This is a genomic window from Polaribacter sp. Asnod1-A03 (assembly GCF_045063585.1).
Taxonomy (GTDB): domain Bacteria; phylum Bacteroidota; class Bacteroidia; order Flavobacteriales; family Flavobacteriaceae; genus Polaribacter.
The window spans coordinates 2,439,638-2,452,402 of sequence record NZ_JBEFOE010000009.1; the positions used below are offsets into that span (position 1 = coordinate 2,439,638).

Annotated in this window: 14 protein-coding genes; 7 read left to right on the plus strand and 7 right to left on the minus strand. The window is 27.2% G+C overall.

The window, feature by feature from the left end; all coding sequences use genetic code 11:
• Positions 1-9: 9 nt before the first annotated feature.
• The 3 genes from ACJJVY_RS11070 (at position 10) to ACJJVY_RS11080 (ending at position 2,878) form a co-directional block, all read left to right on the plus strand.
• Complete coding sequence (locus tag ACJJVY_RS11070; RefSeq protein WP_405608303.1) at positions 10-1,281, plus strand: NAD(P)/FAD-dependent oxidoreductase; 1,272 nt, start codon at positions 10-12, stop codon at positions 1,279-1,281.
• A gap of 126 nt (positions 1,282-1,407) precedes the next feature.
• A complete protein-coding gene (locus ACJJVY_RS11075; RefSeq protein ID WP_405608306.1) occupies positions 1,408-1,962 on the plus strand; it encodes a thioredoxin family protein in 555 nt (184 codons plus the stop codon).
• 631 nt (positions 1,963-2,593) lie between these two features.
• On the plus strand, positions 2,594-2,878 hold the full coding sequence (locus ACJJVY_RS11080; RefSeq protein ID WP_405608309.1) for a hypothetical protein: 285 nt from the start codon (positions 2,594-2,596) through the stop codon (positions 2,876-2,878).
• A 75-nt stretch (positions 2,879-2,953) separates the two neighbouring features.
• Here the strand turns inward: ACJJVY_RS11080 and ACJJVY_RS11085 are convergent, their stop codons facing one another.
• From ACJJVY_RS11085 to ACJJVY_RS11115, 7 genes are all read right to left on the minus strand, one after another.
• Positions 2,954-3,808: a pseudouridine synthase gene (locus tag ACJJVY_RS11085; RefSeq protein WP_405608312.1), complete on the minus strand. Its 855-nt coding sequence runs from the start codon at positions 3,806-3,808 to the stop codon at positions 2,954-2,956.
• Between the two features lie 36 nt (positions 3,809-3,844).
• Positions 3,845-4,762, minus strand: coding sequence for a geranylgeranylglycerol-phosphate geranylgeranyltransferase (locus ACJJVY_RS11090; protein ID WP_405608315.1), 918 nt, complete (start codon positions 4,760-4,762; stop codon positions 3,845-3,847).
• A gap of 3 nt (positions 4,763-4,765) precedes the next feature.
• The gene (locus ACJJVY_RS11095) at positions 4,766-5,692 is read right to left on the minus strand and encodes a mevalonate kinase (RefSeq protein WP_405608318.1); all 927 of its coding nucleotides are present in this window, start codon (positions 5,690-5,692) and stop codon (positions 4,766-4,768) included.
• A gap of 53 nt (positions 5,693-5,745) precedes the next feature.
• The gene (locus ACJJVY_RS11100; RefSeq protein WP_405608321.1) at positions 5,746-6,141 is read right to left on the minus strand and encodes a toxin-antitoxin system YwqK family antitoxin; all 396 of its coding nucleotides are present in this window, start codon (positions 6,139-6,141) and stop codon (positions 5,746-5,748) included.
• A gap of 24 nt (positions 6,142-6,165) precedes the next feature.
• Entirely contained in the window at positions 6,166-7,245 is a 1,080-nt protein-coding gene (locus tag ACJJVY_RS11105) for a diphosphomevalonate/mevalonate 3,5-bisphosphate decarboxylase family protein (RefSeq protein WP_405608324.1), read from the minus strand.
• 43 nt (positions 7,246-7,288) lie between these two features.
• A complete protein-coding gene (locus ACJJVY_RS11110) occupies positions 7,289-7,996 on the minus strand; it encodes a LytR/AlgR family response regulator transcription factor (protein ID WP_405608327.1) in 708 nt (235 codons plus the stop codon).
• Between the two features lie 80 nt (positions 7,997-8,076).
• Positions 8,077-9,120, minus strand: a complete 1,044-nt coding sequence (locus ACJJVY_RS11115) for a sensor histidine kinase (protein WP_405608330.1) — start codon at positions 9,118-9,120, stop codon at positions 8,077-8,079.
• 207 nt (positions 9,121-9,327) lie between these two features.
• On the opposite strand from ACJJVY_RS11115, the gene ACJJVY_RS11120 reads away from it, so the two are divergent.
• From ACJJVY_RS11120 to ACJJVY_RS11135, 4 genes are all read left to right on the plus strand, one after another.
• A complete protein-coding gene (locus ACJJVY_RS11120) occupies positions 9,328-9,666 on the plus strand; it encodes a MotA/TolQ/ExbB proton channel family protein (protein WP_405608333.1) in 339 nt (112 codons plus the stop codon).
• 243 nt (positions 9,667-9,909) lie between these two features.
• Positions 9,910-10,470, plus strand: coding sequence for a helix-turn-helix transcriptional regulator (locus ACJJVY_RS11125; protein ID WP_405608336.1), 561 nt, complete (start codon positions 9,910-9,912; stop codon positions 10,468-10,470).
• Positions 10,471-10,573: 103 nt separating this feature from the next.
• Positions 10,574-12,016, plus strand: a complete 1,443-nt coding sequence (locus ACJJVY_RS11130; RefSeq protein WP_405608339.1) for an alpha/beta hydrolase family protein — start codon at positions 10,574-10,576, stop codon at positions 12,014-12,016.
• Positions 12,017-12,135: 119 nt separating this feature from the next.
• A complete protein-coding gene (locus ACJJVY_RS11135; protein ID WP_405608342.1) occupies positions 12,136-12,759 on the plus strand; it encodes a thiamine diphosphokinase in 624 nt (207 codons plus the stop codon).
• The last annotated feature ends 6 nt before the right edge of the window (positions 12,760-12,765 follow it).

Consider the following 12,765-nt stretch of genomic DNA (forward strand, 5'->3'; position numbering starts at 1 on the left):
GTAAAAAACATGCAAGAAAAACAAACGAATAAAGAGAACAGTGGGATTTCCCCTTTGGAGAATAAAAAGGGGCTTCAAGTAATAATTATTGGAGGAGGAGCAGCAGGATATTTTACAGCGATAAACGCTAAAGAAAATAACCCTGAATTGGATATTACGATTCTTGAAAAAGGAAAAGACGTTTTACAGAAAGTAAAAATTTCTGGAGGAGGAAGATGTAATGTAACACACGCGTGTTTTATTCCAAAAGAATTAATTGAATTTTATCCGAGAGGAAAAAAAGAATTACTCGGACCTTTTCATCAGTTTATGACTGGTGATACTTTCGAATGGTTTGAAAACAGGGGAGTTCCGTTAAAAATAGAAGACGATAATCGTGTTTTTCCGGAAGCAAATACAAGTCAGGCAATTATTGATTGCTTTCAAAATGCTGTTGATAAGTTAAACATAAAAGTGTTAACAAACTGTGGTGTTAATTCGGTTTATCAACAAGAAAATAAGTGGATTATCAACACCAAAGAGCAAAATTTTGAAGCTGATAAAGTAGTTATTGCTGCAGGAAGTTCTAAGAAAGTTTGGGAATTGTGCAAAACATTGAATCATTCTATTGTAGAGCCTGTTCCATCTTTATTTACGTTTAATATAAACGATAAAAGATTGGTAGATTTATTAGGAACTTCTGTGCCAAATGCAACGGTTACTATTTCTGGTACAAAATTAGAAGCATCTGGACCTTTGTTAATTACGCATTGGGGAATGAGTGGACCAGCAGTTTTAAAACTATCTGCTTTTGGCGCAAGAATTTTAGCAGATAAAAATTATCAATATAATGTAGAGGTAAATTGGTTGTCTAGACCAACGGATAAAGTATTAAATGTTTTACTGAATTTAAAAAAGAAAGAACCGCGAAAAACCGCTATTTTAAAATCACCATTTACTGAGGTTTCTAAAAGATTGTGGGAACGTTTTGTAATTGCAGCAGGTATAAAAGCGACTCAAAATTGGGCAGATTTAAATAATATGCAATTAGAAAATTTAGCAAATCAATTGACAAAAGGAGTTTTTAACGCAAACGGAAGAACCACTTTTAAAGATGAATTTGTGACTGCTGGAGGAATTGATTTAAAAGAAATTAATTTTAAACGTTTTGAAAGTAAAAAACATCAAAACTTATTTTTTGTGGGTGAAGTTTTAAATATTGATGCCGTTACTGGTGGATTCAATTTTCAAAATGCTTGGACAAGTGGTTTTATTTGTGCAAATGCGTTGGCAGAAGATTAATCTTTTTTTGTCATTTTTAATGAAACGAAATTGAGATATCTTAGGATATAAATATTTGAGATTTCTCTATAAAGTCGAAATAACAAACTAACAACTAAAAAACCAAGAATTAAAAACTAATTTATAATGGCGAGAGCAGAATCTAATGAATTTTTAACAGGAACAAAAGCTTTAGATTTTAATTTACTAAATACAGTTGATGATTCTTTTGTTTCTTTAAACGAGGCAAAAGGAGAAAAGGGAACTGTAATTATGTTCATTTGTAATCATTGTCCGTTTGTAATTCATGTTAATGAAGAATTGGTAAAATTAGCCAACGAGTATCAGCAAAAAGGTATTAATTTTATTGCTATTAGTTCTAACGATGTTGATAATTATCCGCAAGATTCACCTGAATTGATGAAGCAATTAGCAGAAAAAGAAAACTATCCTTTTCCGTATTTGTATGATAAAACACAAGAAGTAGCAAAAGCTTATAATGCTGCTTGTACACCAGATTTTTATATTTTTGAAGCCGATTTAAAATCTGTTTATCACGGGCAATTAGACGATTCTAGACCAGGAAACGGAAAACCAATTACAGGGAAAGATATGAGATTGGCATTGGATAATTTATTAGAAAATAAGCCAGTTTTAGAAAGCCAAAAACCAAGTATGGGTTGTGGTATTAAGTGGAAATAGAACTTATAAGTTTTACTGTATTATCTATATAAATTAGGTCGTTTTTTTGATTTTATACGACAATAACTTAAGATATAATTATATCAACTTATAGAATATTATACTATCTATTCTAAAATCACTTAGCAATAAGATTTAAATCTCTCGATTAATTTATGTGTTTTGTTATAAGTAATTTGTAGTTAAAAGCTAAATTTTATCTGATGATTCTGTTTACTACAAAAATTTTCTTCTTTTGTTAATTTTTTTTAAGTCAAATAAGTTTTTTAATATTAATTTTCTGTAAATAATAGTCCTGTCTCTTTTTGTTATATCTTAAATAAAGTAGTGTTTTTTTGTCTTTTTGTTTTTTTTAAACGATAAAATTGATGATAATATATTTATTTTAAAAAAATCAAAAAAACAGGATTAACTTACTGTTAATAAGTATATTATTTTTTTTAAATAGATTTTAAAAAGTATTGTTTTATTAGATTAAATACCTTTAATTTGTAACGAAGTTTTAAGTAATTTTGAAACGCAAACATTTAATTATCAAATAAATTGAGATATATTTTATGTTGGGAATTAACCGAAAAGCCAACTAAATTTTGAAGTAGGTAGCAAACCCTAAACCATAAACAAAATGAAAATGAAAACAAAAAAACTTTTAAAACTAACATTAGGATTAATGTTAACAGCAACTATGTTCGTTAGTTGTACTGAAGGAGATGAAAACTGTAATTGTACGCAAGTAACTGTAAATACTGAGACAGGTACTGTAGTTCAAACTTCAGATAATACTTTCCCTAGCTTACCAGGAGCTGTATGTGATTATGCAAATACTATTGTAGAGACAACTGTAGAAGGTGTTCTTTATGAAGTAACAACAACTTGTGCTGGAACTGATGCGCCTTCAACTACAGATGTAGACTAAGAAGACACGTAGAATGATAATAAAAAAATCCAGCTATTAAGCTGGATTTTTTATTTATAAAAGTGTTATTATTAATTACTGCATCTTTTGAAGATTCACTAGCTCTAAATTAGTTAACTCCCTCCATCTACCTCTTGGTAAATTTTTCTTAGTTAATTCTGCAAAAATTACTCTATCTAACTTATTTACCTTGTAACCTAAGTGTTCAAAAATCTTACGAACAATTCTGTTTCTACCAGAGTGTATTTCTATACCTATTTCTGTTTTTGGTTGTCCGTCTACATAAGAAACTGCGTCAATAAATACTTTTCTTCCTTCAATTACTACTTCACCTCTTAATTTTTCTAAATCTTTTAAATCTAATTTTCTATCTAAAGAAGCATGATATAGTTTACGTACATTATGTTTTGGGTGTGTTAATTTCTTGGCTAAATCACCATCATTAGTAAATAACAATAAACCAGTTGTATTTCTATCTAAACGCCCAACAGGATAAATTCTTTCTTTAGACGCATTAGCAACTAATTCCATTACTGTTTTTCTACCTCTATCATCATCCATTGTGGTAATGTAGTTTTTAGGCTTGTTTAGTAAAATGTACTTTTTTTGTTCTGGAGAAATAGAAGTTCCATCAAAACGTACAACGTCTGTTGGCTGTACTTTGTAACCCATTTCTGTAACTAATTTTCCGTTAACTTCTACACTACCATGTTCTATATAAGTATCTGCTTCTCTACGAGAACAAACACCAGAATTTGCAATATATTTGTTTAAACGGATTCCTGATGATTCATCAGATTTTGGAGTTTCTTTAATTTTGGTAAACGTTTTTTTAGGACTCTTTCTAGCTAAAGGTTTGCTTTTTCTACTTAGAGGAGTACTTCGTTTACCGTCTTGTCGTCCTCTCGACGAGTTTTTATTTGAATTCATTACTTAAAATTTTTGCAAAAATAAGTATAATAAACTTTAATTCAGTCTATCAATCACTTTTTCTACAATAAGGGATGTGTCAATAAATATTAAAGAGAAAACACCGATTAAAAGTAAGATTTTCAAAACATTATGCATTAAACGATATTGTTTAATTCTTGACGATTTCCATAAGTAAATACCCAAAAAGATTAACACAATTAAAGCAAAATAAAAATAATATTTCATGTAGCTAATTGCAGGGTAACTAAACAAAATTACCACAGGAAAAAGTGTTAAAATCAATAAGAATATAGATAGTTGTTTTGTTTTTTTTTCTCCGTAAACTACTGGAAAAGTATCATAATCGTTTACAATTGCTCCTTTCATGTTCTGTAAATCTTTTAGCAACTCTCTAACCATCAATACTAAAAATAAAAAAATAGCGTGTACAAAAATTATTTTTGAGAAATTTTTAAAGTATATAAAAATGGCAAAAAATGGCAAAATGGTAAGAACTGTAGCAGAAACCAAGCCTGTAAAAGCATATTTTTTAAGCTTATGCGAATAAAACCAAATTCCAAAAATATAGATTGCAAAAAATAAAGCAGCTTTTAATGAGATTAAATAACCAAAAACAAATCCTAAAAAATTTAAAGTAAAATACAATTTTAACTTTGTAGATTGTTTTACGTAATTATCTATTCCTGTTTTTAACGGTCGATTAATTCTATCAACCTTTGCATCATAAAAGTTATTAATTATATAGCCAGAAGCAATTACACAGATACTTGCTAATACAATATAAAATAAATCTCTATCTAAAATTATATTTCTTGCAGAACTATGTGGAGAAAAAATAAAAATGGCTGCTAAATATTGCGCTAAAACTAAAACAAGAATATTATAACCTCTAATTACAGAAAGTAAGCTGAAAAATTTAAAAATAAATCTTTTTATTTTAAAGCTTAGCATATATTAAAATCTATAAACCAATTCTAGTTTATAGTTTTTAAGGCTTTTTTGGGCTTTTTCATAGTCTTCAGTAAAGCCTAAAATATAACCACCTCCACCAGAACCGCAAAGTTTTAAATAATATTCGTTAGTTATAATTCCGTTTTCCCAAACTTTATGAAAAGCGGTAGGAATCATTGGTTTAAAGTTCTTTAAAACCAATTTAGACAAAGATTTTACGTTACCAAATAAAGATTTTACATTACCATGTAAAAAATCATCGATACAAGCATCTGTAGTAGTCGCAAATTCTTCACTAATCATTTTTCTAAAACCTTCGTTTTTCATCTTATTCATAAAGATGTTTACCATTGGTTCAGTTTCACCTATTTGTTCTGAGTCTAATAAGAAAACAGCTCCTTTACCTTGTTTTTGAGAAGGGATTCCGGCAGGTTCTACATTGTCCTTAGAATTGATTAAAATTGGTAAACTTAAATAACTATTTAAAGGATCTAAACCAGAACTGTTACCATGAAAAAAAGATTCCATTAAAGAAAAAACAGCTTTTAGTTTTAACAATTTATCTCTTGTTAAATTTTCTAAAACTGTAATTTTATCGTTTGCATATTGATCATAGATAGAAGCTACCAGAGCACCAGAACTACCAACGCCATATCCTTGAGGTATAGAAGAATCAAAATACATTCCGTTTTCTATATCAGTTTTTAAATCATTTAAATTAAAAGAAACTAAATTAGTTTTTAATGACTTTAAATGGTTATAAAAACGTTCTAAGTTTTGATTAGAAACTTTAGGTTTACCAGTTAAATCTGCTGAAGTTTTTAAAGCACCTCTATATGCATTAAACGGAATTGCCAAACCTTTAGAATCTTTGATGATTCCGTATTCTCCAAAAAGAAGAATTTTAGCATAAAATAATGGTCCTTTCATTTTTCTTTTTTATAGTGCTACAAAAATACAAAAAATTATGTTAAAAGTGTGATTTAAAAATTCTTATAAAAAGTTTTCCAAACTCCAACCTTTTCTCCTTTATCGTATTTTCCTTTTTCTCTAATTTTTCCTTTTTTATCGTAAACTTTCCAGACACCTTCCTCTAAACCATTATTATAACGCCCTTGCACTCTAATTTCTCCTGTTTCATAAAATTCAGAAAAAGCACCCATTTCTTTTCCGTTTATAAGTTTTAGTTCTCTAAAAACCTTACCGCTTTTATAGTAGAATGTAACACTCTTTTTATTCTTAGAAACCACTTTATAATAAGTAGATTTTGCTTTATTGGTTTCTTTTAAAGCCTGGTTTAACCAAGTTGTTTTTTGAGCGGAAAAAGACAATGAAAAAAAGAAGATAAATAAAATTATAAACTTGCTAAAAGATTTCATTTTTGATAATTTAGAAATATAACATTAGATTTGTTTTGCTCCAAAACCTACAGAATCATAAATATACTGATTTTTCTGACAGTATTTAGCCAACTCTTTTTCTATAAAATTGTTTACAGTTTTTTTTTCTGACTCGGGGTACAAAACGTGCACATTAGCACCAGCATCTAACGTAAAGCAAATGTTACTATTATTTTCTTCGCGATATTCCCAAATTTTATTGATAATTTCTAACGTATTTGGTTTCATCAAAATAAAATACGGATTACTTGTAAGCATCATAGCATGTAACGTTAACGCTTCACTTTCTACCAAATTGACAAATGCTTTGATATCTCCATTTTGTAAAATTTTAGAAATTTTACTCAAATTATCATTCGCTTGCGTAAAACGATTTTCTGCATACGGATGATTGTGCATTAAATTATGACCAATGGTACTAGAAACTTGTTTTTCTCCTTTATCAACCAAAAGAATTGCATCTTGATAATTCTCAAAAACCGAATGTACTTTATAGGGAAATTGAACTCCATATAAATCTGAACTTCCATCTATTTCTGGATGATTTCCCCAAACAACCAAAGGACCTTCTACACTTCTACTTGCGCTACCAGAACCTAATCTTGCTAAAAAAGAAGCTTTTTTATTGATTTCTCCTTCTGATAAATCAGTATTTAACTCAGATTCTAAACTCATTAAACACATTGCAATGGCACTTAAACCACTTGCAGAAGATGCAATTCCGCTTGAATGTGGAAAAGAATTTTCTGAATTAATAGTCATTTTATATTCAAAAATATAAGGACAATATTCTTGTATTCTTTTAAAGAATTCAGCAATTTTTGGCTTGAAAGCATCTTTTTGTTTTCCTTCAAAAAATAAATCGAAATCTACAGTTGCTGTTTTTTCTTTTTTCTCAAAATCTATGGTAGTAATTGTATGACAATTATTTAATGTAAAGCTAATAGAAGCATTTTTTGGTATTTGAGGATTACTCTTTCCCCAATATTTTACCAAGGCAATATTACTTGGCGTTTGCCATGTAAAACTTGCTTTTTCTACTAAATTACTACTTGATTTCGAGATAAATTGTGCTGTATTCAAACGTATAAATTTTGCTTCAAAGATAAAACTATTTCAAAGAATTTTAAGCTAACTTTTTAAGTACATTTTCTTTATAAGTTCTACTAATAGGAATTGCATTTTTTTTAATTTCTACAAACTCATTGGTATAAGAAGCTACTTTATCAATATTTACAATATAAGACCTGTGAATTCTTAAAAATTGTTGAGATGGCAACTTCATTTCTAAATTAGAAATTGTTTCTCTTGTAACTAAAATACGCTCACTTGTGTAAATTTTAATATAATCTGATAAACTTTCTACATAGAGTATTTCATCAAAAACAACTTTTACCATTTTACGGTCAGATCTTACAAAAATGTAATTTGGTTTTTCTACAGTTTCCTCTTTTTTAGTTGGTGTTTTTATTTCAACCTTCGTTTCAAAAAACTTATTTATTGCTTGTAAAAAACGATCAAAAGCAATTGGTTTTAGCAAATAATCTACAGCTTGTAAATCAAAACCATCTAAAGCATATTCTCTGTAAGCAGTTGTAAAAATTATTTTAGATTTTTTATTGATGGTTTTTGCCAAAGACAAACCATTTATATCTGGCATATTAATATCTAAAAAAAACAAATCAATATTTTGAGAGTTTGCAACTTCGAAAGCTTCCATTGCGTTTTTACAGCTTTTCACCAAATTTAAATTCGGAATTTTAGCCACAAAAGTTTCAATTACTTTTCTTGCAACTGGCTCGTCATCAACAATAACACAATTAATTGTATTCATTATTCGTTAGTTTTTTCAAATTTATAGAACTTCAGATTTCTCGTCATTCGTTCCTCATTTTGTCGAAATGATATTTTTATTTAAAATTCAATTTTTAAATCTACTTTAAAAGTATCTTTTGTTTCTATTATTTCTAATTGATGTTTTTTAGGATACAACATCTCTAAACGTTTTCTAATATTCTGCAAACCAATTCCTACATTGCTATTTTCTTTTATTTCTGATGAATTTTCAACTCTAAAAAATAATGCGTTATTTTCGGTTTTAAGCAAAATATCAACCTTTAAAATTCCTTCTTTTATTTCTCCATGTTTAAAACTATTTTCTACAAACGGAATTAATAACATTGGCGGAATTTGAATAGAATCCTCTATTTTCTCTTTAACGAAATTCACTTTTAAGGTATCGTGAAAACGCATTTTTTCTAAAGAAATATAATCTTCTAAGTGATTTACTTCTTCTTCTAAAAGTACTTTTGGTTTTTCTACTTGATATAAAATATAGTCTAATAAATTAGATAATTTTAAAATCATTTCTGGAGCTTCATCTGCTTTAGCGATTGCAAAACCATAAATTGTATTCAAGGAATTAAACAAAAAATGTGGATGAATTTGCATTTTTAAGAACTTTAACTCTTGCTCTTTTAATTGTAATTGTGTTTCTAAAAACTTGTTCTCTAATGATTTTTTTTCTTCTAATGATTTGTAATTATGCTTTAATATTTTTAAACCACTTGCCAAAACAACAATAAAAAAAACACAGACTAAAACTACTGCAGGACTTGTAATTAACGTTGGCATTTTTTGATATTCTAAATTAAAATAAAACACAAACCCTACTACTTCTATCATTAAAATAGTTGTAGCAACAAAAACACCAGAATAAATAGTATAAAGAACAAATTTCTTATATTGTTTTTTTAATAAATATTTAGGAATTAAATCATATACAAAAACATACGCAGTAATTAATGTTATAATACTTAAAAGAGAAGAAAACCAAAATAAAAAAGCTTTGTTTGATGAACCTACACTAAAAAAACTTTTGAAGAAAAACCAAACAATCATCCAACATAAAAAATGTATTGGTATTTTTTTTAAGACTAATATCAGTTCTTTTTGCATATGTTACAAAATAAAAATAAAGATTTAATTTTTAGGATAATTAGCGACGGATTACTTATTTTAATCTCTAAAAAGCAAATTTGACACTTCTTATACTAAAACTATCTGTTTTTTGTAGAAACCAAGTAAAAAGGATTCATTCATCTCAATTATATTTAAAAAACAAACATTCCTACTATTTTTGAAATGAATTTAAAAACAAATACTATGAAATATATTATCGAAGGAGATACTAAATTTATGATACCTTTAATTATTCTTTTACTTTTAACACTTTTCTTAATCATGAAGGGTTTTAAAACAAATTCAGAAAAGAACAGAAAACTTATTAAATCTGTAAGTTTATTTGCCCTTGTTTTTGGTTTTTTTGGTCTTTTTATAGGATTATATCAAATGTTTACTGTGATAGCAATAGCAAACAGTGTCTCTCACGGTGTTTTAGCTGTGGGGTTAAAATGTGCAATTACAGCAACTTTATTTGGTTTTATTATTTTTCTTATTGGTAGATTAGGTGTAATTGCACTTACTTGGATCAAAAAAGAATAAGTAAAAAATTACTTGATAAAAATACCCATTTCATTAATTAAGAAATGGGTATTTTTGCATTTATGAATAAAGGAAATGTCTTTTACTTTTAAATGAAGAATCTCCAGAAAAACTTCCAAATTTTTCTAATTATCATATTATTTACGCAACAGATGGCGCATATCTATTTTTAATACAAAGACAAAACTAATCCTTTCTTAAATTATCATAAATTTACCACAGACACAAACAAACTATATTTTAATGCATTTTTCTTGCTTTTTACCAATGACCTTTAGAATAAATACAGATACTTGGTTTATTTTTTGCCTTGCTTTTTTAGGTATTTTAGGAATACTTATTTTTTTATATATATTTATTCCTTACAGAACCAGAAGACAAAGTAATAAAAGAAGAACAATAAGATTTCAGAAGAAAACTGAAAATATAGAACGTTTAGAACAGAAATATAAAGATGATAAAATAATGACATTAGAAGTTAAAAATCAGAAATTAAAAGTTACTTTAAAAGACGATTTAACTAAAATTATGAATACTAATGAAGTTGCTAACTTTGAGGTTTTTTTTTCAAATTTCGAAAAATTATACCCAAATTTTAAAACATCAATCTATAAACTAGCACCTAATTTAACCTCTAATGAGTTAAAATTATGTGCTTTTTTAAGACTAAACTTATCATCGAAACAGATTAGTAATTTAGTAAACACTACACCTGAAAGTGTAAATAAAGCTAGATATAGATTACGTAAAAAACTAAATCTTCAAGCAAATGATGATCTATTAACCTTTATCATAAACATGTAATTTACAGTAATTTAATAGACTGTCCATTCTTTGTCCATTATACTATTATTGTTTTTTATTGCTAATTATCTTCCTTTGTATCTAACTTTTAAATACACCATTTATGAGATTCTTAGAAATTATTTTATTACTACTTTGTTTTACTTTCATTACCTACCTATCAATTAGAAAAGGTAAAACTTACAAAAAAATTGAACTAGGTATAATTTTACTTGTACCTATACTCCATCTAACTTTTGAAGGATTTAGATGGCAAATGATTCCTATTTACATTTTACTTTGCATAATTTCTTTTTGGATTTATAAAGAATATTTAATTTTTAAAGGAAATTGGATTAAAAAAAGCCTTACAATACTTGGTATAACTACCTTAATGGTTTTAGGTTATGTTTTACCAACTATTTTACCAATTTTCGAATTACCTAAACCAACAGGTAAATATTCTATTGGATCTCAATACATTCATTTAAAAACAGATAGAGAAGAAACAATAACTAAAAACCCTACGGATAAAAGAGAGTTAATGATAAAAGTTTGGTATCCTGCAAATATTAAAAATGAAAAAAAAGAACCGTATTTAAATGATGGTGATAGAGTTAGTTTTGCTTCAAAATATGGATTACCAAAATCTACTTTTGATTATTTAAATCATATAAAAACAAACACATTTTTAGCACCAAAAATTGCGAACGGAAAATTCCCTGTACTTATTTTCTCTCATGGATCTTACTCTAAAGCTTCTGGTTATTATGCTATTCTTGAAGAAATAGCAAGTCATGGTTATATTATTTTAAACATTAATCATACTTATGAGAGTACTGGAACTTTATTTCCCGACGGAAGTATTAAGCTCTACAATCAAGAATATGATAATAAACATATAAGCACTCAAAAAATGGCAGAATTGGCTTGGAAAAGTCAACAAGATTATAACAATGCAAAAAACGAAAAAGAAAGATTTGATGTTTCACAAAATATTTTGAAAAATTATATTGCTGCAGATATTTCAAAAAGATGGTCTAAAGATATTATTTCTGTTATTGATGAATTACAGAACTTGAATCAAAAAACTTTTTTAACAAATCATTTAGACATATCAAAAATAGGAGTTGTAGGACACTCACAAGGCGGAGCGGCAATAGGACAAGCAATTTTAGATGATGATAGAATTTCTGCTGGAATAAATTTAGATGGTGTTCAATGGGGAAATATGATTGATAAAAAACTATCAAAACCTTTCCTTTTAATTTCTTCAGACTGGAAACCCTCACATCCTAATTTTAACAAATATGCATATAAAAATGGAAGTACTTCTGTTTTTTATGACGCTAAAATCAGAAATTCTGGTCACGCAAGTTTTATGGATATTCCCTTAATGATTAATATTCCTGTATTAAATGAAGGGGGAACAATAAATAAAAAAGAAGCAACTAAAATTATTAATAAAAATATAATTTCATTTTTTGATATTTATTTAAAAAGTAAAAAAAATGATTTATTAAAACTGAAAGAAGAGTTTTCTTCTCTTGAAATTTCAAGAGAATAAAAATATATTATGTTTAAAAACATTAGAACTTACTTTTGGAGGAAACAAACACCTACTTAAGAAAGAAGAATAATTAAAAACCATACTTGTTTTTAATTACCCATTTCATTAATTAAGAAATGGGTATTTTTGCATTTATGAATAATAAAAAAGTATTTTTACTTTTAAACGGAAAACCACCAAAAAAGATTCCAAATCTTTCTAATTACAATATTGTTTGCGCATCAGACGGAGCTTATCAATTTTTAGAAAAGAACAATATTAAACCTGATTTTATTAGTGGTGATTTTGATTCTTTAGAAAACCTACCAAAAGATATTGAGGTAATTCATACACCAAATCAAGATTTTACAGATTTTGATAAAATCCTTCAAATTTTGTTTGATAAGGGTTTTAAAAATATTGATGTGTTTGGAGGAAGCGGAAAAGAACAAGATCATTTTCTTGGGAATTTACACACTACAATTCACTGGAAAAACAAACTGAATCTTACTTTCTTTGATGAATATAGTCGTTATTTTTTAGCGGATAAAAGCATAGAAATTATTAATTGTAAAGATAAAATAGTTTCTTTAGTTCCTTTCCATAAAGCAACAAATATTACAACAGAAGGTTTGCAATATTCTTTAAATAATGAAGATTTAACTTTAGGAAATAGAATTGGAACTAGAAACAAAGCTATTAGTAACAAAGTAAAAATTACCTTTAAAACGGGTGATTTGTTTATTTTTATCAACCATTAAAACAGA

Excerpts from the sequence above, each read along its gene's own strand:
- ACJJVY_RS11070 (WP_405608303.1), top strand. The coding sequence starts at position 10 with ATGCAAGAAAAACAAACGAATAAAGAGAACAGTGGGATTTCCCCTTTG.
- ACJJVY_RS11075 (WP_405608306.1), top strand. The coding sequence starts at position 1,408 with ATGGCGAGAGCAGAATCTAATGAATTTTTAACAGGAACAAAAGCTTTA.
- ACJJVY_RS11080 (WP_405608309.1), top strand. The coding sequence starts at position 2,594 with ATGAAAACAAAAAAACTTTTAAAACTAACATTAGGATTAATGTTAACA.
- ACJJVY_RS11085 (WP_405608312.1), bottom strand. The coding sequence starts at position 3,808 with ATGAATTCAAATAAAAACTCGTCGAGAGGACGACAAGACGGTAAACGA.
- ACJJVY_RS11090 (WP_405608315.1), bottom strand. The coding sequence starts at position 4,762 with ATGCTAAGCTTTAAAATAAAAAGATTTATTTTTAAATTTTTCAGCTTA.
- ACJJVY_RS11095 (WP_405608318.1), bottom strand. The coding sequence starts at position 5,692 with ATGAAAGGACCATTATTTTATGCTAAAATTCTTCTTTTTGGAGAATAC.
- ACJJVY_RS11100 (WP_405608321.1), bottom strand. The coding sequence starts at position 6,141 with ATGAAATCTTTTAGCAAGTTTATAATTTTATTTATCTTCTTTTTTTCA.
- ACJJVY_RS11110 (WP_405608327.1), bottom strand. The coding sequence starts at position 7,996 with ATGAATACAATTAATTGTGTTATTGTTGATGACGAGCCAGTTGCAAGA.
- ACJJVY_RS11115 (WP_405608330.1), bottom strand. The coding sequence starts at position 9,120 with ATGCAAAAAGAACTGATATTAGTCTTAAAAAAAATACCAATACATTTT.
- ACJJVY_RS11120 (WP_405608333.1), top strand. The coding sequence starts at position 9,328 with ATGAAATATATTATCGAAGGAGATACTAAATTTATGATACCTTTAATT.
- ACJJVY_RS11125 (WP_405608336.1), top strand. The coding sequence starts at position 9,910 with ATGCATTTTTCTTGCTTTTTACCAATGACCTTTAGAATAAATACAGAT.
- ACJJVY_RS11130 (WP_405608339.1), top strand. The coding sequence starts at position 10,574 with ATGAGATTCTTAGAAATTATTTTATTACTACTTTGTTTTACTTTCATT.
- ACJJVY_RS11135 (WP_405608342.1), top strand. The coding sequence starts at position 12,136 with ATGGGTATTTTTGCATTTATGAATAATAAAAAAGTATTTTTACTTTTA.